A 24,587-nucleotide genomic window follows, 5' to 3' on the forward strand; every position below is an offset into this window, starting at 1 on the left:
ATAAGTCCTTACATATAGGTCGGCCAACGGTGGTTTTCCCCTGACCTTTGAATTCTCAGCTATAATCCTACCATAAAAAGATGACGAGCGGTATCCCTTAATCATGCTTTCCGTTTCTGTCATTAAACATGCCTATTATACGCAGTTAGACTCGAACTCGCCTGCATAAAAATATCCGCTTTTTCTAACGATAGATATAACCAGTGACAACGATGAAGCACTGTTAATGATTGTCCAAAATGAACGAAGGAGGTTCCATCCACCATGTCCAGACCGAAATGGATTAACTGGGCCCTTGCAGCTGGTGCGGGAGCACTCGCCCTCACGCTCCTGCTTCCAACATCCAATCGTCCCGAACCTAAGCCAAGTGCCCTGTCCGATTCTGCTCATGAAGAGCACACGAACAAGCAGCGTCTGAAAGTGCAGGATGTCAAAGCAACAGATCTCCTGACTCGCATGGATGCCAAGCAACATCTCAATATCATGTTGGAGAAAACCTCAACAATGACTGCCGCACAGGTTAATCGCTATGTGAATGATCTACAAAGTTCACATGAACATATCAGATCCATTCATCTCATGGGTACCAATGGCTCGTACAACAAGCCATTTGATCAGGCATCCCAGCAAGGCAGCAAACTAGAGCGACAGAAGCTTGACCATGCGCTGAATCTTGCCAAAAAAGCGGTAAATAAACGTCAAAGCTTCGAATCCTCTTCTTTCCCTTTGGGAAAAGAAAAGTACTTTGTTATGGGGCAACCCTCGAAAGATGGCAAAAGAGCTGTGATTGCCTTGTTCAGTCAGAACGTCTTAAATGCTGTTGAACAACATCAGCGCAAAAATCTGCGTATGATCCCTTATCCGCGTGAAGGCAAGTTCAAAATTGAGTCTGTTCACCCGGATACGCTGAATGAAATCACAGTGAAAACCGGGCATGATAATGCCAACGCCAGTCATTTCTACGAAAATGAAATTGTCATCCGTTTTCGGCAGGATCCCGGTGAACGGGATATGCGTATCATTAAATCTGATCTAAGAGCGCAATCTGCGCGTAAGCTGGGATACACGTATGTTTTTCGGTCAGAACACATGAATTACAAGCAATTGCATAGCTATTTCGAAAGTAAATGGAATCCACTCTATATGGAACCCCACTACATGTATTTAACCAATGACACCGTAACTGAACAAACCGATGTAACGATACCCAACGACATTTTGTTCTCCGATTATCAGTGGAACTTGCCTGCGATTGAGACGAACAGAGGTTGGAATATTACCAAAGGAAACAAAGATGTTATCGTTGCAGTGGTCGACACAGGTGTGGATATGAATCACCCTGACCTGAAGGGCAAGCTCCTTGAGGGCTATAATGTGGTCGAGCCGGGAAGCCAGCCGATGGACGATGTGGGACATGGTACACACGTCGCAGGCATTATCGGCGCGATTGTCAACAATAATGAAGGCGTGGCAGGCATGAGTTGGTATAACAAGGTACTCCCTGTGAAGGTGCTGGACAACTCGGGGTCTGGAACCACGTATGCCGTTGCCGAAGGCATCATCTGGGCAGCGGATCATGGAGCTAAAGTCATCAACATGAGTCTCGGGAATTATGCTGATGCACAATTTCTTCATGATGCCATTAAATACGCTTTTGACCGCGATATCGTGCTGATTGCAGCAACAGGGAACGATAATACGGAGCGTCCAGGCTATCCTGCTGCCTATCCGGAAGTATTCGCCGTATCTGCTACGGACCCGGATATGAGCAAAGCGTCCTATTCCAATTACGGGGATTATGTGGATGTGATGGCTCCAGGGTCCAGTATCGCAAGTACGTATCCGGACAATCAGTACGCAGCTTTGTCTGGCACATCCATGGCTAGCCCGCATGTAGCCGCACTTGCAGGTTTGATTCGTTCCTTGAACCCGGATTTAACGAACACGGAAGTGATGGATCTGATGCGCCAAAGTGTCATTGACCTCGGTGATCCGGGTCACGATAAGTATTTCGGCTATGGGCAGATCGATGTCTACAAAGCACTGCAAGCCGCATCAGGCAACAGCGCACCCTTACAGTTCTGGCCCCAGCATGTCAGACAACAAATGGATAATACGATGAAAAAGTATACCAAGTAGTCGTCATGACTCAATTCTGTAAAAACACAAAAGCAGCTGCGCCCCGGGGCGTACGCTGCTCTTTGGTTTATATCCAAATTCCCCGGGGCACCCGCTGCGATTAACGTTTGCGTGAAGTTGTGCGGGCTTTGCTTGATTTTTTCACGGATTTTTTCTTCGGATTATGGCTGGATACATAGCAAGGGTCTTCTTCTTTAACAACAACCGGGTACATGTGGTGGTGAATCGGAACACAGTGATGTTTTTTGATAACTTCAATCGGGTGGATTACAGGTACGATTTGCGGGATGTAGTAATCCTCAACAACCTGGATCGGGTCACAGACAATCGGGCAAAGCGGTGGACAGTAATGGTTCATTCAAAACCAACTCCCTTTCTGGTGATACTATAACCTATTGCATCAGGCCGAAAGTGGATTGGATGTATGTCCATACTCCGAAAAATTATATGAGCGGTAGCCTGTCCGCCACTGCCCCACCCTGCCCAGGTGTTACTCTGTTAATGACTCCGCAGAGAACACGAAGCCCTTCACACAAAAGCTCAACGCTCGTTACCGTGAAGCAGATGCGCAGACTTGAAGTATCCGTCTCCCCCACATAACAGGCGGAACCCGGCAGGAATGAGACCCCTGCGGCAAGTGACTGATGATGCAGCTCACGCATATCCAGACTACTCGGAAGTTGAAGCCACAGATTGAGTCCTCCCTCTGGCAAGCGCCAGTGTATACCCTCAGTAGCATGCTCTTCCAGCACCTCAGCTGCCGCACACAAGCGAGAATACAATTCATCCCTCAAGCGGGATACATAGGCCCCATACTGATTCTGAATAAAGGATTGCAGTGCCTTCTGTGTAAGCAGTGGGCTCCCCAAATCTGCCGTAGATTTCGCAGCCACAAGCCGAGTCAGTACGCTTCCGTCTGCAATGGCGCAGGCTATACGGCAACCGGGAGACAGCACCTTGCTGAAGCTTTTGATATACACCACATGACCTGTCCCATCCATGGATTTAATGGAAGCCGGGGGAGGATCACGAAAATAAAGATCGGCAAATGGGTCATCCTCCAGAATGAGGCAATGATAGCTTTGCGCGAGATTCAGGAGCTGTGCTCGCCTTCTTGCACTCATCGTAATCCCAGTCGGATTGTGATAGGTCGGAATTGTATAGATTAGCTTGGGCGGATAAGTGTCACATAAGCGGGTTAACAGATCAATACGCATGCCTTCGTCGTCCATCGGAACCGTAATGATCTTTGCACCTCTGCTTGTAAACACATCAATGGCTCCGGTATAGCTTGGCGCTTCCATATACACTACATCCCCGGGTCCGACAAAAGTCCGTGCCACAAGATCAATCCCCTGTTGAGCACCGCTTGTAATTAACATGCGTTCAGGTGTCACCTGTAGGCCACGCTCGGCAAAATGTTCCGCAAAGATCTGTCTGAGTTCCCGATCTCCCTGAAAAGATCCATATGCCGCCATACGCTCTGCATGATCAGAGGAAAGCCGATAGGCACTGTCAATAATCTCGCGTGTAGGTAACAGTTCAGGCTGAATCGCTGACATATGAAGTTCATACCGTACTTGAGGTGACGTATCAAAATGTCTCCAGAGCTGTGCTCGCGGTAAATAGTCTACCAATGCCATTTGCCAATTCCATGGCGTACTGGATTCACTATTGCTATTTTTCCGCTGCGCTCGGTCCACATCCTCCCTCTGATCCGTGTGTAATGCCCCTCTGACATAACAACCTTTACCCTGGGAGCAGGTAATCAATTGAATCGCTTCGAGTTCAGCATAGGCCTTCGATACGGTGACCAGGCTGACACCCAGATCCGTGGTCATTTTACGAACAGAAGGAAGTCGGGTTCCGGGTTCAATCAGTCCTGACCGGATGCGATCCGCAATCGTTAGCGCTATTTGCACGTACAATTTGGTACTGCTTCCCCTTTTTAATTCAATATGCATGCGTGCTCCCCCCAACTGTTATGATCTTCATTTTACTGTTATAGTGCAGTCCGTCTATTATAGTTTATAATATCAGTATAACAGTGAATAACAGGAGATGAGAATAACATGAGTATCCCTTGGTCCAAAATGGCACAAAACACCCCGTCCTCTGTCGTTCGCGACATGCTCCAGGCCGCTCAGGCACCTGGAATGATCTCACTAGCCGGTGGATTACCAGCGCAGACTTCATTCCCGCTGGAAGCTATCCGCGTTGCATATGAAAAAGTATTTATGAGCGGAGCAGCCGCTCTTCAATATGCGGAGACTGAAGGTTACCGTCCTCTTCGCGCCAAAATCGCCGAGCGTCTTGAATCCAAAGGCATTCCTGCTTCACCCGACCACATGCTCCTCACGACGGGTTCACAGCAATCCATTGACTTGGTCTGTCGCATCCTTCTTGATCCGGGTGACCGCGTACTGGTTGAATCACCTACCTACCTCGCTGCCCTGCAAGTTATTCATTCCTATCAGGCTGAATCTCACGGCGTAGCCTGTGATGATCACGGCATGTTGCCTGAATCTCTGGAGGAACAGCTCCAGCTGCATCGTCCAAAGCTCGTCTATATCAACCCAACGTTCTCCAATCCTACGGGTAAAGTATGGTCACGAGAAAGACGTCAGCAGGCTGTGGACCTATGCCGCAAGTATGGTGTACTCATCCTCGAAGATGATCCCTATGGCGAAATTCGGTTCAATCCGGAGCAATTGGATGTCCCTGCTCTCGCAGAATTGGATGCGGCATCCTATGAAGGCCCTTCTAATGTCGTTTACACCAGTACGTTCTCCAAAACGGTAGCACCGGGTCTTCGTACGGGTTGGATTCTTGCAGCTCCCGATATTGTCAAAATGGCAGCACGGGCTAAACAGGGTGCCGACTTGCATTCCAGCAGCATCGACCAAAGAGCTCTTCACGCACTGCTTGAATCTTTCGATCTGGATGCGCATATCCGCCAGATTTCAGAGGATTACGAAAAACGCATGAAAACACTGACGACTCTTATGGCAGCCAAAGCATGGGAAGGCATCTCGTGGAATTCACCACAAGGTGGCATGTTCTTGTGGCTGCAATTGCCTGAAGGCATGCTTGCAAGCAATTTGTTCACTTACGGTATTCAGGAGAAAGTGTGCATTGTCCCGGGTGATTCCTTCTATGCGGGTACACCGGAGCTAAACCGCATGCGGATCAACTTCACGCATACGGATCCCGAGCTACTCCCGGAAGCTGTAGAACGAATGGATCGCGCCATTCAACGCTGGCATGCTTCGTTAACATCGGACAGTGTCGTTACACTGTAATGAACTGTCATGAACGTTTCGCTATTTATTAGCGTATGAAGGTTAAATAACTTGATATGAGAAACAAAAATAAGGCGGCAGGCCCGAGAATCTCGGAACTGCCGCCTTATTTTTATAGAACCTGTTATCAACAGGAGTTATGTTTTTTTCAGATGTTCATGGGTCCTTCTGATCAGTCAGGCCATCGAATGATTCATACGAGTTGTCCTCGACTGATAGGTGGACTACATTGTGTTGCTTTAGTGTTGTTGCAGTTAGGAAAGCTTACCGTAAGCCGGGTTCTGTGCTCTTCGTGGTTCATACGGGAACTACCCTCCCACCAGAAGCGACAATCATCTATCTAGGCCATACATTGCTGTACAGCTCAAGCGACCAACCTAGACACACCTCGGGCTAAGGTTGCCTCCTCCGAAAAGGCGGCTGTGTCCCATTAGGTCTTGCTCCAGATGGGGTTTACCAGGAACGAAGTCACCAGCGTTCCTCGGGGTCTCTTACACCTCGGTTCCATCCTTGCCTGTGCCGGAGAATCCGGCCATCGGCGGTCCATTTCTGTGGCACTATCCTTCAACTCGCGCTGACTGGACGTTATCCAGCATCCTGCCCTGTGGAGCCCGGACTTTCCTCTCGTGGCAACAAAGGCCACCAGCGATTGTCTGTCAAACTTTCCGAACAACATTACATAGTATACAGGCATTTGGGTTCCCAGACAAGCTTAATATTACTGGGAATCGCACAGCAACTGTCTTTTTAGATAAACTGGAATACTTCCGTATTTACCTCTGAAGCTGTAACTTGCGTATCATATCGTTTATCTTGCAAACGGGAACGAAGCCAATCGGCTGTTTTCGGTTTCATAATCTTTTCGGAATTATGTCCCGGGTCGATGATACACATGCCGGCCATCAACGCATCATGAGCCGTGTGATAATCGATATCCCCCGTCACAATAACATCCGCGCCTTTGAAGCGAGCCGTAAGCGCGTAACGGCTGCCAGAGCCGCCAAGAACCGCTGCTTTTTTGATTGGTTTGTTCAGATCCCCTACTACACGCACATGAGGAACATTAAATTGGGTCTTAACGACCTCCACGAGCTCACCTAATGTCTTAGGCTCCCTAAGGGGTCCCAAGCGTCCCAGACCGAGCGTACGCCCTTTTAAATCCATTGCATAGAGGTCATACGCCACTTCTTCATACGGGTGAGCCTTAAGCATCGCCTGAACAACCTTACTCCGCAGGCTTTGAGGCACAATGGTCTCAATCCGCATTTCTTCTACACGTTCCATCTGCCCCTGGGTACCAATAAACGGCTGTGTCCCTTCACCTGGTACAAATGTTCCTGTACCTTCTGTGTTGAAGCTGCACTTGTTGTATTGACCGATACTCCCCGCTCCGGCTTCCAGAATGGCTTGAAGAACCTGTTCATGATGCGTGCGAGGTACAAATACAGCCAGCTTGTACAGATGATCTGTGTGTACATCCTCCAGCGATTCTTTACTCTCGATGCCGAGTGCCTCGGCCATCCAGTCATTCATGCCACCTTCGGCTACGTCCAGGTTCGTATGACTGATATAGACAGCGATATCATGCTTAATCAGTTTTTCATACAATTTACCCATAGGGGTATCCGTACTAAGTGACTTAACCGGTCGGAAAATGATGGCATGATGCGCGATAATCAGATTGGCTCCGATGCGAATCGCTTCGTCCACCACTTCATCCGTCACATCCAAAGCCACAAGAACGTGACTAATTTCTTTTTGCAAACTGCCCAGCTGCAGACCAATGCGGTCGTCCGGCACAGCCAGATGTTTCGGAGCGAGCTGCTCCATCAGTTGAATTACAGTTTGACCTTTGGCAAACATGCCAAAACCTCCTTCAAGTTTGCGATCAGACGCTCGACCTCAGCCGCCTTGTCCCGGGAAGAATCCTGATCGGATTTGGAGATGGAGTTAACAACCCCTTGCAGCTTGACGATCTCACTTTCCCATTTGGCAAAAAACACATCCGTTGGACGATCCACCAAATAAGGTCCCATCCGCAGCAGCAAATCTTCCGTCAATTCTACCCCGCCTTGAAGCGGACGTGCACGATATACCTCAATATTTGCAATCGGGCTTACGGATTGTGGCATCGCCGTGATAATTTCATAGAGCTTACCGTCTTCTTCAAGCAACTGTTCTGCTACAACTACCCAATTATGCTCCAACAACCAGCGTCTGAGGATATCCTCTCCCACATTCGGTTGCAAAATCAGGAGTTGGACCCCTTCCAGTTTGGATAAACCTCGGTCCAAAATAGAAGCAATAAGAGCACCACCCATGCCTGCAATGGTGATGACTTCCACTTCTCCCGCAGAAACCACATCAAGCCCGTCTCCACGACGCACTGTGATTTTCTCTTTCAGGCCAGCATCACTGACTTGTTTACATGCAGCATCATAAGGGCCAGGATTGACTTCCCCGGCTACTGCACTTGCGGCTTTCCCACTGCGGATCGCGGCTACTGGCAGCAACGCGTGGTCTGAACCGATATCAGCCATGCGGCTGCCATCGGGAATTTGATCATGTATTCGTTGTAATCGATTCGAAAGTTTCATGAAGCACCTACACCATTCATTTAATTTATTGATTTGCATTGAACAAGGAAAAGCGATAAAATAAAATCCAATCAAACATTTCAAGGATGAATTTCCAAAACCAAGAAATCAAGATGTTTAAATTAAAAATAAAGGAGACCCCGCCGCCGCTAAAGCGTCTTGCGGAAAGTCTCCCATAGTTCGATTATTCGAGGAAATCTTTGAGTCGTTTACTACGACTCGGGTGACGCAATTTACGAAGAGCCTTGGCTTCGATCTGACGAATACGCTCACGCGTAACTCCAAATACCTTGCCGACTTCCTCCAGCGTTCTTGTCCGTCCATCGTCCAGACCAAAACGTAGACGAAGAACATTCTCTTCACGCTCAGTCAATGTATCAAGTACATCTTCGAGCTGTTCTTTCAACAACTCATACGCAGCAGCATCCGCCGGAGCAAGTGCTTCCTGATCCTCAATGAAGTCACCCAGATGGGAATCATCTTCCTCACCAATCGGTGTTTCCAGAGAAACCGGTTCCTGTGCAATCTTCGTAATTTCACGAACTTTCTCCACACTCAGATCCATCTCAGCAGCGATTTCTTCTGGTGTCGGTTCACGCCCAAGTTCCTGCAACAGCTGACGGGATACCCGGATCAGCTTATTAATCGTCTCTACCATGTGCACAGGGATACGAATGGTACGCGCCTGGTCAGCAATAGCACGAGTAATCGCTTGGCGAATCCACCATGTGGCATACGTACTGAACTTGTATCCTTTTTTGTGGTCGAACTTCTCAACCGCTTTGATCAGACCCATATTACCTTCCTGAATCAAATCAAGGAACAACATTCCACGTCCAACGTAACGCTTGGCGATACTGACAACGAGCCGTAAGTTCGCTTCAGCCAGACGACGCTTGGCTTCTTCATCCCCGTTCTCAATCCGTTTGGCCAGTTGTACTTCGTCATCTGCCGACAACAATGGCACACGACCAATTTCCTTGAGATACATACGGACAGGGTCATTGATTTTGATACCTGGCGGCAAGCTCAGGTCATCATCAAAGTGGAATTCGTCCTCTCCCTCTCTGGTGTTGTTCTCGGAATCTTCACTAGGACGAAGTGTAACCTCTTCATCATTTTCATTCACTACATCAATACCCAGATCACTCAGTTGCTCATAGAACTCATCCATTTGCTCTGCATCTTGCTCAAAAGGAGAGAGTTTCTCTATAATTTCCTTGTAATTCAGCGAAGCTCTTTTCTTACCTGATTCAATCAATTGATCTTTAACCTGATCCAGTGTCAATTCTGTTTCTAGTTCAGTATGCTGATCATTCGCCATAACTCGACTCCCTCCTCCCTAGAAACATCCAATAATCAGACGTTCACTGTCTCTCTAGGGCAATCATTTCAATTGCAATCTGTGCCGCGCGTACAGAATCACCTGCCCGCTCTGCAGCAATCATTTCTTCTTTTTTCAAATCGTACTCTTTCTTACGCGGATGCTTCAGCACTTCCCTGATGCAATCATCGAGCATTTGAATACTCCATTCACCTGGACCATCCATCATCGAGATTGAACTAACCGTCTTTTCCAGGCGATCGTCATGCAGTGAAGACATAAAACGGCTTGTATCCGACGGTTTGCCTTGCGCATAGTAGGCATATAGATAAGCAGCAATAGCTGCATGATCATCCAAGTTAAAAGCTTCACCAAGATGCTCATTCACGTACTGGGCAGCCTCATCATCCTGCAACATCCAGGCAATCAGTTTGCGTTCAGCAGCGTGGTAAGCCGGCAACAGATTGGGTGTAGGCACCTGCCTATTTTGTTGCCTACCATTATTCCACCTTTTCGGGTTATTATCCCCAAACTGGAGGTTATTTTTCATCGCCTCCCGTTCTTCATTACACTCCTGCTTCAATGTTTCGAAGGATACGTCCACTTCTGCAGCCAGTTCACGAAGATACACTTCCCGCTCAGTTGGAGAAGGTAAGGGGGCAATCAATTTTACCGCTTCTTTCGAATAGGCGATTTGTCCGCCACCCTCTAGCAGTATATGGCTTTTTTTTAAGTTTATAAGTTTAAATTTTGTAGTTGTCACGGCGCCGTCCACAATCTGGTTTCGGAACCGCTCACCACCATGCTTCCGGATAAAATCATCCGGGTCGAGTCCCTCAGGTATGAGAGCCACTTTGACCTGCAATCCGGCTTCCTCAAGAATGGGAAAGTTTTTGAGTGCAGCAGCCTGTCCTGCTCGGTCGCCGTCATAACATATGATGACCTCGTCGCACATCCCTTTGAGCATCAGTGCCTGATTCTCGGTTAACGCAGTACCCATTGCCGCTACACCGTTCTGGATATCCTGATCCCATGCGGAGATGACATCACCGTATCCCTCGAACAAAATGGCTTGTCTTTGTTTGCGAATTGCATTTTTGGCATGATGCAGATTATAGAGGACACGGCTTTTGTTAAATAACCGGGTTTCCGGTGAATTTAGATACTTCGGTTGCCCGTCTCCCAATATGCGTCCTGCAAATGCAATCGGCTTACCGCTCCTGCCATTGATCGGGAACATAATCCGGTCTCGGAATCGATCCACATATCCCTGACCTTCATTTCGCGGCGACAGAAGTCCACCCTTTTCCATCTCTTCAAGCGGATAGTTACGTTTTTCGAGAAATTGTACCAGGGTGTCCCAACGATTTGGTGCGAACCCAATCTGGAACTGGTCGATCAACTTGTCGCCAAAACCTCTTGAGCGTAAATACTCCATGGCTGACTTGCCGTGCTCTGTATTTTTCAACAAAAAATGATACAGCTTCGCGGTAAGCTCATAAGCCTCCAACAGACGTTCCGTCTCCGGATTCACATGAGCAGATTCACGCCCTTGCCAGTCGCCCATAGAGATGTGACTTTCTTCCGCCATCGTCTTGACAGCCTCGGGAAAGGATAACCCTTCGATTTCCATCCTGAATTTGATGGCATTTCCACCCGTGCCGCAACCGTAGCAGTAGAAAATCTGTTTCTCAGGTGTAACGGTGAACGAAGGCGTCTTCTCAGAATGAAAAGGACAGAGGCCTTTCATATACTTCCCCTGTTTGGTCAGATGCACAAATCGGCTCACCGTATCGACAATATCATTCTGCTGTAACACCGATTCAATAATACTTTCGGGTATACCGCCTTGTCCGGTACTCATCTCTGGCCACCTTCATCTCTTCAACACGTAAATATAATTCGATAAACTTACACATTCTCCTGCAAATCTTTTAAAAGTTTTGTCAGTTTATGTTGAAAAATTTCTCGATCCTGCTCTGTGAAAGGCTTTGGGCCTTTTCCGTAATGGCCTCTTTTTCGTGCTTTGGCCGCAGTATGACGAGAATCCAACATGAAATCAATGTCACGATCGTTAAACTCACGACCACGAAAGGATAAAACATAACAACGTTTGCCAAGCGCAAGTGCCGCAAGTCCATAATCCTGAGTGATAACCACATCGTATGGCTTAATATGATTAGCAATATACAGGTCTGCGCTCTGATCACTACGATCCACTTGCACGGTTCGCACCCCTTCTCCTCCTTGAAGCAAATGATCAAATGAAGAGACTAACAGTACAGGGACGTTGAATAGGCGAGCGGTTTGCGCAATCTCGGTTTTGACCGGACAAGCATCACCATCCACAACAATGTGGCGTATATTTAACTCACTCAAACCCAGACCACCCGGTTTCATAAAATAGCTGCATATTGTAATATACGACCCCGGCCAGGCAAAATCCTTCTGCCGGAACGAGGGAAATCAAAGGCTAAAATACGGAGCGGTTGTCAAAAATACATTTCACAACCCGTTCCGTATATTTATACCCTCATATATCCTTCTTTAATACTGAATTTTAGCATTGCTCCAAGACTGTGGAAAAGGACTCATGAAATATGCCCAATTACCAAACCAACTTGGAAAAATCAGCAAATCCTTTCAAGTCACGATCAATAGCCGCGAGCAGTGCAAGTCGGTTCGCACGAACAGCATCATCTTCAGCCATAACCATAACCGAATCGAAGAATGAGGTAATACCATCCTTCCAAGCGGATGCAATAGCCAGCGCTTCAGCAGCATCGTGCTGAGTCAACGCCTGACGGTACTCTGCATTCGTTCTGCTCCATGCCTCGTGTAACTGACGCTCTCCATCTTCTGTGAACAGTTCCGGATGTACGGAAGCATTGGATGCTTTGGCAGCCAGATTACCCACACGGTTGAACGATTCAACCGTTGTTTTGAATGCGTCTCCTGTCAGAACAGCTGCCATCAACGCTTCACCTTTTGGAACCACAGCGCTGATATCATCGAATCCGGAAGAAATTACGGCATCCACGACGTCGTAACGGACGGTTTCGGACAACAATTTTTTCACACGAAGTCCGAAGAAGTCTTGCAGATCTTTACGAACTTCTTCATCTGCACGTTTCAACAGGTTCATCTGGGCATGCACTTGAAGTGCCACTCCGAACACATCTGACAATGTCAGCGGGAGCTTGTGATCCAGCAAAATCTGTACAATACCTGCAGCCTGACGACGCAGCGCATACGGATCTTGAGAACCTGTTGGAATGATGTTGATGGAGAAGCAACCCACGATTGTATCCATTTTATCCGCAGCACTCACAATGGCACCGACAAGAGAAGCAGGGGATTGATCTCCGGCGAAACGTGGCTGATAGTGTTCGAATACAGCTTTGGCCACTTCTTCCTTTTCGCCAGCTTTACGAGCGTAATCTTCACCCATCACACCTTGCAGTTCCGGGAATTCACCTACCATCAGTGTCACCAGATCGAATTTGCAGATATCTGCTGAGCGGCTAACGGATTCGGCAACATCACCGGATACTTGCAGTTTGGCAGCAAGCCCATCGGCAATCTTGCGAATACGACGTACTTTATCTCCAACCGTTCCCAACTCTTCCTGGAAGACGATACTTTCAAGCTTCGACAATGCATCCTTAATCTGTAGCTTCTGATCTTCCTCATAGAAGAACTTGGCATCAGACAGACGTGCACGCAGTACTTTTTCATTCCCTTTGGCAATAACATCCAGTGAATCACTTCCACCGTTACGTACCGTTACGAAGAATGGTAACAATTGACCCTCATTGTCCAGTACAGGGAAATAACGCTGATGCTCACGCATGGAAGTAATCAACACTTCTTGTGGAATATTCAAAAATGAAGAGTCGAATGTACCGAACAATACCGTAGGTGTTTCAACCAAGAACAGTACTTCCTCCAGCAAGTCTTCCTTAATCGCAATATCCCATTTTTTCTCAGCAGCCAGTGCCTGAATTTGGGATACGATCATCTGTTCACGTTCCTGAACATCTGCAATAACATGTTCCGAACGCAAAACTTCCACGTATGAAGACGGATTGGAAATCACGGCCTCCTTGCCGAGGAAACGATGTCCGCGAGTTACATTGCCAGACTTGACGCCTGTTACTTCCAGGTCGATAACATCACTGCCGAGCATAGCCACAATCCAGCGGATTGGACGTACAAATTTGAAATCATAGGAAGCCCAACGCATGAATTTCGGGAACGTCATGGCATGCAATACAGAAAGCAGACCTTCGCCAATCACAGAAGCCGTTTCCACACCTTTGCTGCTCTTCGTAGCATAGATATATTCGACTCCGTTTAATTCCTTAAACGTGAACTGGTCTGGTTCAACACCTTGACTGCGGGCGAATCCCAGTGCAGCTTTGCTCCAATTGCCACTGTCGTCCAGTGCAATTTTGCGTGAAGGACCTTTCACTTCTTCCTCGATATCTTCCTGCTTTTCAGCTACATTCTGAATCAAAACAGCCAGTCTGCGTGGTGTGGCATATGCATTCACTTCACCATAAGCAATGCGGGATGCATCAAGCCATTTCACAACACGTTCTTGCAGCTGTGCGATTGCTGCGCGCATGAAGCGTGCAGGTACTTCTTCCAGCCCAATTTCAAACAACAGATCCTTAGACATGCTCGGTTCCCCCTTTCTTGATCAGCGGGAAGCCTAGCTTCTCACGCTCTTCCATATATGTTGCAGCGACTTGGCGAGCCAGATTACGCACACGTGTGATGTAACCCGTACGCTCCGTTACACTGATGGCTCCACGTGCATCCAACAGGTTGAACGTGTGGGAACATTTCAGCACATAGTCATATGCCGGGAATACCAGATGCTGCGCCATGGCTTTGTTTGCTTCTTCTTCATGCATGTTGAAGAGGGTAAACAGCATTTTGACATCAGATACTTCAAACGTATATTTGGAGTGTTCGAATTCTGGCTGACGGAATACATCACCATAAGTGATACCTTCCACCCATTCCAGATCAAACACATTCTCTTTATCCTGAATGTACGAAGCCAAACGCTCCATACCATACGTAATTTCAACAGCTACCGGATTCGTCTCGATTCCACCAACCTGTTGGAAATACGTGAATTGCGTAATTTCCATTCCGTCCAACCATACTTCCCAACCAAGACCTGCACAACCAAGGGAAGGGTTCTCCCAGTTATCTTCAACAAACCGAATATCATGTTTGAGCGGATCAATGCCCAGACGCTTCAGACTTTCCAGGTAAATTTCCTGAATATTATCCGGAGAAGGCTTGATGATCACCTGGAACTGATGATGCTGGTACAGCCGGTTAGGGTTCTCACCATAACGTCCGTCCGAAGGACGACGGGAAGGCTCTACATAAGCCACTTTCCAAGGTTCCGGTCCAAGCGAACGTAAAAAGGTCATCGGGTTCATCGTACCTGCCCCTTTTTCCGTATCGTATGGCTGGACAATAATACAGTTATGCTCGGCCCAGAATTGTTGCAGCGTTAAAATCATCTGCTGAAAATTCATAATCATGCTCCTTTTCAATGGTTTGTTAGCAAGCTTAGAACGGTTCAGACAACAATAAATAGCCCCCGTCCTACGCCTGTTGTACAGACGTAGGGACGAGAGCTATTCCCGCGGTTCCACCCTACTTGGCTTGGATCAAACAGATGACTCTGTTCGTTCCAGCCCACTTTTCCGTGTCCATTCATGCTCCCGAGTGCCGTTTCAAAGACCGATTTAGCCCGGCTTCCACCATCCCCGGCTCGCTCATTCATGATTCACAAGTGTACTACAACAACTTGCCCCCACAAATGCAATAAATCCAGTCTTTTACTTTCTCGTTCAATGCATGTCTCATAAAGAGAAATTATATTTCATAATATATAAAATCTAGTATGAAGTCAAGATATAGTTTCACTTCCAGCAGAACGCCTCAAATCCCGTACTTCTCCATCTGATCGAGGAAAGAACGGGATTTAAGATTCAGACCAAGCTGATGATCCATAAAGGCCCGCATCAGTTTTTTGATCTCATCACGGGTAGATTCACTCACTGATATATTTCCCAAGCGCTGCAGATCCAACTGTGCGAACAAACGCAACAACTTCAGAGCCTTTGGACTGACTGACATCGCCGGAGGATCGAAATGTTTGCATGCACGACACAGAACGCCGCCAAGTCTGGGACTAATAAACAACTGCTCATCCGGTCGCTCCTGGTTACAGGAGATACATTCATCAAACTGCGGACCATAACCGGATGCCTGTAATATTTTCATTTCGTACAGACTTGTAATAACAACCGGATCTTTCTCTTCCTTCAACGCCTGCAAACACGCCTTTAACTGTTTGAACCAAAAAGTACCTGTCTCTTCATCCTGAAGCACGCGATCCAATAGTTCACACGCATAAGAGGCATAAGAGGCCTTGACCAGATCTTCACGCAACTCATGATAGGATTCAACAATTTCTCCAGCATTCAGTGTACCTAGACCTGTATTGCGAAAATATACATATTGACCATACGTAAACGGCTGCACCAGTGCAGCATGTCGGCTCTTGGGCTTTTTGGCACCGCGGACGAGTACGCCTACTTTCCCGCCGCTTTCGGTGCAAAGCGTAATGATTTTGTTCCCTTCGCCGTAGTCCATGCTGCGGATGACAATCCCTTCCACCCTGTATAGCATGCCTCGTCACCTAACCATTCCCGAATCAGCCAGTTATACCTCGGCTTCTTCATCTTCAATCACTTCCCTTGCAGGTTCCGACTCCTGTCCTAACGAGTTACACGCCTCGGTATATAACAAATAGGACTCCACGTCCCCCGTCATCGCAAAAACCTTCCACGAAAAATCTCGCATCGGAATTTCATCCTCTCTTCGGAAATGACGTCTGCATCTACCAAATAGGATGGAGTCTTGCAAGGTAAACTATGTGTTGCAATTACTGGATACAATTCCGACGATCAGTCGCGGCCAAAGCCAAGGTCACGCAGAACTCGATCCTGATTTCTCCAGTCTTTTTTCACTTTAACCCACAGATCCATGAAAATTTTGGAACCAAGCAGGTTCTGAATGTCATGTCGAGCACGTTTGCCCACTTCTTTCAGAAGCGCACCTTGCTTCCCGATAATGATCCCTTTTTGCGAATCCCGTTCCACAAAAATGACGGCTGAGATATAAACGACACCGTTATCCTGAACTTTCATATCCTCAATCGTTACAGCAATGGAGTGAGGTACCTCTTCACGAGTCATCTGTAGAATCTTCTCACGAATCAACTCGGCACATACAAACTGCTCCGGATGGTCAGTAACCTGGTCATCAGGATAGTACTGAGGACCTTCAGGCAAATACTTGCCGAGCTGTTCCAGCAGGGTGCTTACATTGCTGCCCAGCATGGCAGATACAGGTACGATTTCAGCGAAATCATGCAGTTTGCGATACTCCTCGATGAGAGGCAATAGAGCTTCCGGCTCAATTTTATCAATTTTATTCATGACGAGAATGACAGGCGTACGGATATTTTTCAACTGTTCCGCAATGTAACGGTCACCGCCACCCATGCCCTCCGAAGCGTCAATCAGGAACAGCGCTGCTTCTACTTCTCCAAGTGTGTTCAGAGCAGTCTGGTTCATGTAATCGCCAAGTTTGGATTGACGTTTGTGAATCCCCGGTGTGTCCAGGAAAACGATTTGCTGATGTTCGGATGTATACACACCATGAATTTTATTACGTGTCGTTTGCGGCTTGTCCGACATGATCGCAATTTTCTGTCCGATCACCTGGTTCATCAGTGTGGATTTACCTACGTTTGGACGTCCAATAATGGCTACAAAACCGGATTTGAATGCTTGTTTTTTCATATGTTCCTCCTCAGGCGCCTAGGCCTGGAATATTGGTTTATTTTTTAGCAGAATTCAGATCAGAAGGCCCAAAAGCCCAAGGTAACAGTTCAGCAACGGTGGTCTCTTGCAGATCACCTTTCATGTTCCCCAAGATGACTTTCATATCGGGTTCACACAGTTCGTACATGACCTGACGACATACGCCACATGGAGCAATCGGACCATCCGTGTCTCCCACAATGGCAATCGCTTTGAAGCTGCGAGGCTGCTGGCCACCTGCAATGGCACTGAACATCGCTGTACGCTCAGCACAGTTACCTGGGGTATACGCAGCATTCTCAATATTACAACCATGATGCACATGCCCTTCACTGTCAAGCAAAGCTGCACCTACACCAAAATGAGAGTAAGGCGTGTACGCCTTCGTACGTGCCTTAATTGCCTCTTGCATTAACAAACCGTTATCCATCAATATTCTCTCCCTTAGGGTGCAATATAAAATCAAACTAGTGCATTTACACTGGACACTTCGCTGTCAGAACAACCTTCCGAGCGCTGTTATCCCCAGATTTTTTTGATCCCTTTTAATAAGGGAAAATCCGGGGATAAAGGCGCACACTTCGTTTCTTCAGGTTTCTTCTGACCTCTCCGTTATCGTGTTTGCATCAAGCAAATTTATATTTGTGTGTAGTATTAAAATCAAAACAAAACGAATCAAAACAAAGTTAATACAAAATCAGATCAAACCCAGCCAGCTCATCACCGGCTTGATGAAAACGATGCAACCGATGATGACGGCGAATACCGCAGCCAGCAGAACTGCCCCGGCCGCGGTATCCTTTGCCGCTTTTGCCAGCGGATGGATATGGGGATGTGCCAAGTCAACCGCTGCCTCTACAGCCGTGTTCATCAATTCAGTCACCAGAACCAAAAAGACAGCGGTTAGCACAAACATCCAATCTATTCTTGAGATTCTGAAAAAAAAGCCGGCTACACACATCAAAACAGCCACTCCCGTGTGAACTCTCACATTACGCTGAGTCCGCAACCCATATGCGATTCCTTCCGCAGCATTGCGGAATACCAGACCCCAGGAGCGTCTTTTCATTATCGTGTCAACCCGGCCTGGGCCAATACCGTCTCTTGTTTGCCCATCATTTCAGCCTCACTAGCTTCATCCTGATGGTCATATCCGAGCAGGTGCAAGAAACCATGGACAAACAAAAAACCAAGCTCACGTTCAAATGAATGTCCATACTCCTCACTTTGCAGGATGGTCCGTGGAACGGAAATGATGATGTCTCCAAGAACATCCGGCATTTCTTCCATTTCTTCATCTTCGTCCAGCTCATAGATAATATCGAGTTCTTCATCCACCGTCTCGTTCATTGCAAAGGACAATACATCCGTAGGACGGTCAATACCGCGATAATCACGGTTCAACTCATGGATCTGCTCATCATTCACAAAAGTCAGAGCCACTTCCCCGTCTGCAACACCTTCCGCTTCTCCAGCAAGATTCAGCAACTGTTCCAGCATTGCAATCATTGGTTCTGTAATTTCTTTATCCTGTTGTTCATTATTCCATGCCAGATTAAGACTCATTCTTTCATAACTCCTGTCTGCTAATATTAGAGGTTGTTCAAAAAGCCCGCTTTTGATTACGAATGATGCCTAAGGGCATCATCAGCATCGAATATGGAATTCAGCCGAAATGTCCGTTGCTCACGTAGTTTTCCCTACGCTCCGCTACTCCATTTCTAACTTCATCCCATCTTCTCGGTACTGAAAACCAACCTTTTTGAACACGAACTATTGAATTAGCCTGCTTCGGGTGAAGTCGGCTTCGGTTTCTTGATCTCCTCCGGATATTCTATCCGGGAGTGGAAGATACCCATCACCGTTTCTTTCAATGTTCTGGCGACGATATCCAGTTCACGCATCGTAAGGTCGCAATCATTGAATTGATGATCATCCAATCTTCCTTTAATAATCTTCTCAATCATGGACTCCACTTGCTCCACTGTCGGTTTGCGCAAAGATCTCACAGCAGCCTCCACACTATCGGCAATGCCAACAATAGCAGATTCCTTCGACTGAGCCTTCGGCCCAGGATAACGGAAATCTTCTTCCGTGAAATCAGGCTCAACGCCTGCTTTTTCCGCCTGTCGCAGTGCTTTGTGATAGAAATAGTGGAGAAATGTCGTGCCATGATGCTGTTCCGCAATATCCCGAATAGGTCTGGGCAGCTTATAATCCTTCTGCATTTCCACACCATCGCGCGCATGGGCAACAATAATAGATTTGCTCAGTTTTGGATCAATGGAATCATGCGGATTCTCCATATTGTTCTGATTTTCAATAAAATAGATGGGTCGTTTCGTCTTGCCAATATCATGATAATACGAACCCACTCGGCAGAGCAATCCGTTAGCTCCTATGGCTTCTGCTGCTGCTTCAGACAGATTCCCTACCATAACGCTGTGATGATAGGTACCCGGGGTCTCCGTCAGTAACTTGCGAAGAAGCGGATGGTTCGGATTAGACAATTCCACCAGTTTGAGCGCTGACAAGATACCAAATGATGTTTCGAAAAATGGCATCAGCCCGATGACCAGTATGGCCGTCAATACGCCTCCAGCAAATGCAAATCCAACGCCATACAGTGTTGTGGTTCGGTTCCAATCTCCCGAGTCAATCAAAGCCAGTGTGAAGACGGCTATGGACCCGAACAGGCAGACCATAATGGCCCCTTTCAGGATCGTTGATCGCTGACTAGCCTTATGTGTTGCGAAGATCGCAACAAACGAAACTAGCACGGCGAAGAACCCTAATTCGAAGTCAAAAAGCTGACCCTGATGCGTGTTCAAAATGATGCTGGACAACATACCGATCAATATTGAACATACAAAGGCAAGCGACGTATCCAGCAGCAGCGCAATTAACATTGCCCCTACCGCAACTGGTGCAAGGAAGCCAACATAAGACCTCTCATTGGTCTGGATAATCGCCGTGACATGCATAACTACAATCGTAATAATAAAAATGAGAACAAGCATCAACAGCTGCGCATTATTATATTTGAAATGCGTTCCGCTGCATTGCTGAATATACATCAGAATTGCTGCCGACAACAGGCAGGAAAACATAAGAAGTCCAAGCTGTGGCCAGTAGTTCACTTCATTTTTCAGCAAGTCATTCTCATCCAGGAGAGCATACATTTCCGGGGTGATCATCTCACCTTTGGCAACTAATGTATCCCCTTGCTTGATAAAGACGGTTTGCGTGTTCTCACGCGCCTGTACTTTGGCTTCCTTGGTTCCCTCTTCGTCGTAGAAGCGGTTAGAGGTCACCACGAGACGAGCAAGCTCCTGCACCACCTCACGTTGCGTGCGCTTACTAAGAGAGCTGACACTCACCATCTCGGCTACTTTGGCACGCGCAGTGGTTGCATCGCTAATCTGATCCGTCATTAACCGTGCAACAATGTCCCTCGCAACTGGTTTCATCTCCTGGATATCATCCGATGTCAGACGTGAGATTTTGATGTAGGTCTCTTCCGGAATACGGTAGCTTTGCTCCTGTACCACATTTCTGATCTCTTCCAACAGCGTCTCGGAGTATGTACCGGCTTTCCGATTATTATTGATATAGTTGGTCACAAAATCCTTCTGGCGTTGCGGAATTTCATCCCGATAAATATCAATCTTATCCTGACTTGAAATCTGATCATCCTGGTTCAATCGATCTACACGATCAAGCAAGGTTGTCATCAAATTTTCGTTCCGCATCTGCACGATCTGAAATATCGGCTGTACGCGTTCAGCCGCTTCTTCCTGTGCTTTGAGTGTGGCCTTGTTATTCGGAATCTGCATGGGCGCAGCAATATCCACTTCACTCCGTGTACCTTCCTGAATATCATACCGCTCGGGGAGCAGCTTGGAAGCCAGACTCACGTAGAAAAGAATCACCAGAAACAAAAACAGAAGATAGCGTGCCCACACGCTATACTTCCATCCTGTAGCCTTATTCTGAAAAGATTTGCCTTTTGACGGTTCCTTCGAGGTCACTTTAGACAATCCCTTTCTATGCTTGATTTTCTGCGGCGTGGTTGTAAGCCACGATAATTTTCTGGACGAGGGAATGCCGCACAACATCTTGCTCGGCAAAATAGACAAATCCAATCTCGTTAACTTCGTTCAAGATCGTATTCGCTTCCACAAGCCCGGATTTCTTACCACGCGGTAAATCAATCTGTGTCACGTCTCCGGTGATGACCATTTTGGAGCCAAAACCAAGACGCGTCAGGAACATCTTCATCTGTTCCGGTGTTGTGTTCTGTGCTTCATCAAGAATGATGAAGGAGTCATCCAGTGTACGCCCCCGCATGTAGGCGAGTGGCGCAATTTCGATTAACCCACGCTCCAGTGCCTTAGCGGTCTGTTCCTGTCCCATAACGTCATACAGGGCATCGTACAGCGGTCGCAGATATGGGTCTACCTTCTCCTGAAGATCACCTGGCAAAAACCCAAGACTCTCTCCCGCTTCAACAGCAGGCCGTGTGAGTACGATACGTTTGACGCTACCTTCTTTAATTGCGGCAACAGCCAGTACAACAGCAAGGTAGGTTTTACCCGTACCGGCAGGACCAATGCCAAATACAATATCACGTTTTTTAATTGTAGTTACATAGTGCTTCTGTCCAATGGTTTTAACACGGATTGGTTTACCTCGGTATGTCGTCGTAATCTCACCCTTGAACAGATCCAATAGCTGGTCTGCCCGCATATCCTTGGCAAGTTCAATCGCATACTTCACATCTCTTTCGGTTAACACGTATCCGTTGCGTATCAATTGCAGTAACACATCAAATAATTGTTCAAGCGATTCCACCTGTTGTGCATTGCCGAAAATCACAATCTCCGCTTCACGGGATGCAATCTGGGCGGGAATCTCGGATTCAATCAATTTAAGAAAAGTATCTTGGGGTCCAAAAAGAGATTGGCCCTCTCCCGCACTCTGGAGGGAGATTTGTATGCTGCGTGTTTGCTCTGACAAATATCCTCATTCTCCTTGACTATGGACTAGCGGAAGTTCCTCCGCAATGCTTTCTTCTACCTCAAATAAGACTTTCATATAAACTTTACCATTCTCTTTCTTCTCATGCAAAATTTTTTCACTTATAATTTTCGTTCCTTTGCCGTTTTTGGCGATAATATCGTTCCTTGCTCCTTCCAATCCTTTTGTTCTGGCCCATTCTATCGTTTGTTGTTCCTCATGCTCTCGGGTCTCCAGGTCCTTCTCTGTCAGCCAGCCCATGGGAAGTGTAAAGGATCGCCAGGTCAATGGTTTGTGATTGCTCTCGGTATCAAATGAACTGAACGGTGTACTTCCATATCCCCATAGTTGGATCGCCCATTTCCCCAACACCATGTAAAAACGTTCTTTGCTCTCACCTGTCATCGTGTTATGTTTTTGAACAAGCGGGACTTCTACCTGATACTCACGCCATACCAGTCCACGAACTTCACCTTTGGCAACGATGGTCTTGGTGTTCTCCTCATCCCCGAGAATACCCGAGATCAATACCTGACCCTTTTTGACACGCATGTCCTTCTGAACAACAGGACGTCCCTGCTCTGCATAGATTTGAGTGACAACAGCATCTGCTTTGCTGATCAAATGTCTGGGATTCAGTAATGGCTCGCGCTTCGGTTGCGCCGATTCCACGACCTGAATGGTAATGGTTGTCCCCTCTTTGCTCACACCAATCCAGGTTACATCCGGCAGGGCGAGTGCGAGCTGTCTGGAGAGCTTGTCTTGGCTTTGCAAGCGGAACCCCCACTGGAAAGGGTATACCCCCTCTTTCTTCGCTGCTGCGAGCACCTCGTCCGTAGGAATGGTAACGTTACCCTTGACCTCCACATTCCACACCATAGACGACAACGCAAATAGAGCTGCCACAAAAAACAACATTCCCCCGAGAAAAAACTTCCTTCGCAATAGTCGGGCCGCAAAAAAAGGAAAACCGCTGCGATGGGTCACTTTCACTCTGCAGCCTGTCCGTTTCAACATCGGACGCAGCCTGAAAAAATGCGGCAGCAGAATGTTCATCTCTGCCACGCGTCCATCGCGAGCACGCAGGTTCCACACTTCAAGTCCCTGCTCTGCTACCGTGTTGATCAATGCTTCAATGTCTCCCCCAGTGACCGTGATTCGGACTGCTCCCCGCAGTTTGTACAGACTGGGCTGCTTCATCTGTTCCCCTCCACTCCATTCATATGAATATCCAGAATTGTTCCTTCAACAGCTACTTCATCCGGCAAAATGTTGCGTATCACCAAAGCAGTCCCTTTGATCTCCAACTGGCCTTGGGAAAGAGCCAGCACGATGCGATCCGGCGTGAAATGGATGACACCGCGATGATTCTCTATATACAGTTGCTTACTGCCAATCAGGGTTAACCGTGGCATATCATAAAGCACATCCTGCGGCAGATCCAACACTTCACTGGTCCATCTGCGCAGCTTGCGGCTGATCCGGGTCATTCGAAGGTCTTCCCCCTTCCTCTACAGTTCAACTTATGCGCAGATTCATGAATTTATGAAAATTCCGGGGTGTGTTAGATACGAATGTTGAGAAAAAAGGATAGAACACAGAAAAAGCCGTCTCCGGCGGCTTTATGCTCACCAGAGACGGCTCTATTTCCGTCCAATAGTATGACTTGTTTACAGTTTCCCTCTTGTGCCAAACGGCTGTTTGGAACGAGGAGAACCGAGTACTTCTGCCCACAGTACACCTGTACGAATATCAGCAGGACGAAGTGGAGACGCTCCCGATCCATCGGTGCTAGTCTCATCCCAGCTGGAATCAGACACAACTGGCCGATTCGCAGAAGAGATACGATTCAAGCGTTCTTCAATCAAGCGCTGCTGCTGTTCCATGCCTCTCATCTGTTCCTCAAGTGAATTTTCCATGGCACTCATCGTGCCCTCACTTCTGTAGTCACTTGCGGGGCGAGAAGATGCTGCAGGCTCCGAATACGGCTGATCATACTGATTCTCATATTGCTCGTCATCATACCGATCGTCATACTGTTCATCATAGCGGGGATCGGCAGGTCCGGAAGACTGCTGCGGAGATGAGTTATCTCTTGAGCGTTCATCCCGGCCTGAATCACCACTGCCTCCAAACGTAGGCATCCCGTTAGCAGGACGCTTTTTGTTCGGATCAGCCGATTTGGCAGCTTTCCCCAAGAAGGAGAAGAGCGCAAAACCGATGACGGCCACAATATACAGATTATCAAAAATCCATTCAAATAGGCCCATATGCACTCACC

The 24,587-nt window shown here is 47.4% G+C and carries 23 protein-coding genes and 1 other RNA gene; 2 read left to right on the forward strand and 22 right to left on the reverse strand.

Annotated elements, in window-relative coordinates; all coding sequences use genetic code 11:
- Window positions 1-264 precede the first annotated feature (264 nt).
- Window positions 265-2,139 carry a S8 family peptidase gene (locus PAHA3_RS15395; protein ID WP_062835485.1) on the forward strand — a complete coding sequence of 625 codons (1,875 nt, stop codon included), beginning with the start codon at window positions 265-267 and terminating at the stop codon, window positions 2,137-2,139.
- 100 nt (window positions 2,140-2,239) lie between these two features.
- Here PAHA3_RS15395 and PAHA3_RS15400 read toward each other — a convergent pair whose 3' ends face one another.
- Together PAHA3_RS15400 and pdxR are read right to left on the reverse strand one after the other, a co-directional pair.
- Window positions 2,240-2,497, reverse strand: coding sequence for a hypothetical protein (locus PAHA3_RS15400; protein ID WP_036615016.1), 258 nt, complete (start codon window positions 2,495-2,497; stop codon window positions 2,240-2,242).
- A gap of 85 nt (window positions 2,498-2,582) precedes the next feature.
- Complete coding sequence (gene pdxR, locus PAHA3_RS15405) at window positions 2,583-4,103, reverse strand: MocR-like pyridoxine biosynthesis transcription factor PdxR (protein ID WP_062835486.1); 1,521 nt, start codon at window positions 4,101-4,103, stop codon at window positions 2,583-2,585.
- A 108-nt stretch (window positions 4,104-4,211) separates the two neighbouring features.
- On the opposite strand from pdxR, the gene PAHA3_RS15410 reads away from it, so the two are divergent.
- Window positions 4,212-5,441, forward strand: a complete 1,230-nt coding sequence (locus tag PAHA3_RS15410; protein ID WP_062835487.1) for an aminotransferase-like domain-containing protein — start codon at window positions 4,212-4,214, stop codon at window positions 5,439-5,441.
- A gap of 255 nt (window positions 5,442-5,696) precedes the next feature.
- Here the strand turns inward: PAHA3_RS15410 and rnpB are convergent.
- From rnpB to PAHA3_RS15500, 20 genes are all read right to left on the reverse strand, one after another.
- Window positions 5,697-6,106: RNase P RNA component class A (rnpB, locus tag PAHA3_RS15415), an RNA gene on the reverse strand.
- Window positions 6,107-6,188: 82 nt separating this feature from the next.
- Window positions 6,189-7,304 (reverse strand): Nif3-like dinuclear metal center hexameric protein, encoded by a 1,116-nt coding sequence (locus tag PAHA3_RS15420; protein ID WP_062835488.1) that lies wholly within the window; start codon window positions 7,302-7,304, stop codon window positions 6,189-6,191.
- Window positions 7,280-8,038 carry a tRNA (adenine(22)-N(1))-methyltransferase gene (locus tag PAHA3_RS15425; RefSeq protein WP_062835489.1) on the reverse strand — a complete coding sequence of 253 codons (759 nt, stop codon included), beginning with the start codon at window positions 8,036-8,038 and terminating at the stop codon, window positions 7,280-7,282. Before PAHA3_RS15425 ends, PAHA3_RS15420 begins: the two co-directional genes overlap by 25 nt.
- A gap of 184 nt (window positions 8,039-8,222) precedes the next feature.
- Window positions 8,223-9,362, reverse strand: coding sequence for an RNA polymerase sigma factor RpoD (gene rpoD, locus PAHA3_RS15430; RefSeq protein ID WP_062835490.1), 1,140 nt, complete (start codon window positions 9,360-9,362; stop codon window positions 8,223-8,225).
- Between the two features lie 43 nt (window positions 9,363-9,405).
- Window positions 9,406-11,226 carry a DNA primase gene (gene dnaG, locus PAHA3_RS15435; RefSeq protein WP_036615029.1) on the reverse strand — a complete coding sequence of 607 codons (1,821 nt, stop codon included), beginning with the start codon at window positions 11,224-11,226 and terminating at the stop codon, window positions 9,406-9,408.
- Between the two features lie 47 nt (window positions 11,227-11,273).
- A complete protein-coding gene (locus PAHA3_RS15440; protein WP_371327914.1) occupies window positions 11,274-11,741 on the reverse strand; it encodes a YaiI/YqxD family protein in 468 nt (155 codons plus the stop codon).
- Between the two features lie 229 nt (window positions 11,742-11,970).
- Entirely contained in the window at window positions 11,971-14,046 is a 2,076-nt protein-coding gene (glyS, locus tag PAHA3_RS15445) for a glycine--tRNA ligase subunit beta (protein ID WP_062835492.1), read from the reverse strand.
- Window positions 14,039-14,926: a glycine--tRNA ligase subunit alpha gene (gene glyQ, locus PAHA3_RS15450; protein ID WP_062835493.1), complete on the reverse strand. Its 888-nt coding sequence runs from the start codon at window positions 14,924-14,926 to the stop codon at window positions 14,039-14,041. The genes glyS and glyQ overlap by 8 nt, the downstream gene beginning before the upstream one ends.
- A 44-nt stretch (window positions 14,927-14,970) precedes the next feature.
- Complete coding sequence (locus PAHA3_RS30225; protein WP_145151055.1) at window positions 14,971-15,177, reverse strand: hypothetical protein; 207 nt, start codon at window positions 15,175-15,177, stop codon at window positions 14,971-14,973.
- 158 nt (window positions 15,178-15,335) lie between these two features.
- On the reverse strand, window positions 15,336-16,088 hold the full coding sequence (recO, locus tag PAHA3_RS15455) for a DNA repair protein RecO (protein ID WP_047843778.1): 753 nt from the start codon (window positions 16,086-16,088) through the stop codon (window positions 15,336-15,338).
- Between the two features lie 33 nt (window positions 16,089-16,121).
- Window positions 16,122-16,262: a YqzL family protein gene (locus PAHA3_RS29885; RefSeq protein WP_076332313.1), complete on the reverse strand. Its 141-nt coding sequence runs from the start codon at window positions 16,260-16,262 to the stop codon at window positions 16,122-16,124.
- A gap of 104 nt (window positions 16,263-16,366) precedes the next feature.
- Window positions 16,367-17,266 carry a GTPase Era gene (gene era, locus PAHA3_RS15460; protein ID WP_062835494.1) on the reverse strand — a complete coding sequence of 300 codons (900 nt, stop codon included), beginning with the start codon at window positions 17,264-17,266 and terminating at the stop codon, window positions 16,367-16,369.
- A 37-nt stretch (window positions 17,267-17,303) separates the two neighbouring features.
- Window positions 17,304-17,717, reverse strand: coding sequence for a cytidine deaminase (locus PAHA3_RS15465; RefSeq protein ID WP_062835495.1), 414 nt, complete (start codon window positions 17,715-17,717; stop codon window positions 17,304-17,306).
- Between the two features lie 267 nt (window positions 17,718-17,984).
- Complete coding sequence (locus PAHA3_RS15470) at window positions 17,985-18,356, reverse strand: diacylglycerol kinase family protein (RefSeq protein ID WP_062835496.1); 372 nt, start codon at window positions 18,354-18,356, stop codon at window positions 17,985-17,987.
- The gene (ybeY, locus tag PAHA3_RS15475; protein WP_062835497.1) at window positions 18,356-18,853 is read right to left on the reverse strand and encodes an rRNA maturation RNase YbeY; all 498 of its coding nucleotides are present in this window, start codon (window positions 18,851-18,853) and stop codon (window positions 18,356-18,358) included. Before ybeY ends, PAHA3_RS15470 begins: the two co-directional genes overlap by 1 nt.
- Before the next feature lie 215 nt (window positions 18,854-19,068).
- Window positions 19,069-21,318 carry an HD family phosphohydrolase gene (locus tag PAHA3_RS15480; RefSeq protein ID WP_062835498.1) on the reverse strand — a complete coding sequence of 750 codons (2,250 nt, stop codon included), beginning with the start codon at window positions 21,316-21,318 and terminating at the stop codon, window positions 19,069-19,071.
- 16 nt (window positions 21,319-21,334) lie between these two features.
- Entirely contained in the window at window positions 21,335-22,306 is a 972-nt protein-coding gene (locus PAHA3_RS15485; RefSeq protein WP_017687243.1) for a PhoH family protein, read from the reverse strand.
- Between the two features lie 6 nt (window positions 22,307-22,312).
- Window positions 22,313-23,506 (reverse strand): sporulation protein YqfD, encoded by a 1,194-nt coding sequence (yqfD, locus tag PAHA3_RS15490; protein ID WP_062835499.1) that lies wholly within the window; start codon window positions 23,504-23,506, stop codon window positions 22,313-22,315.
- A complete protein-coding gene (gene yqfC / locus PAHA3_RS15495; RefSeq protein ID WP_062835500.1) occupies window positions 23,503-23,796 on the reverse strand; it encodes a sporulation protein YqfC in 294 nt (97 codons plus the stop codon). The genes yqfD and yqfC overlap by 4 nt, the downstream gene beginning before the upstream one ends.
- Window positions 23,797-23,976: 180 nt before the next feature.
- Entirely contained in the window at window positions 23,977-24,576 is a 600-nt protein-coding gene (locus PAHA3_RS15500; protein WP_062835501.1) for a hypothetical protein, read from the reverse strand.
- Window positions 24,577-24,587 lie beyond the last annotated feature (11 nt).

It is taken from the genome of Paenibacillus amylolyticus (assembly GCF_001570725.1).
In the GTDB taxonomy this organism is placed as follows: domain Bacteria; phylum Bacillota; class Bacilli; order Paenibacillales; family Paenibacillaceae; genus Paenibacillus; species Paenibacillus amylolyticus_A.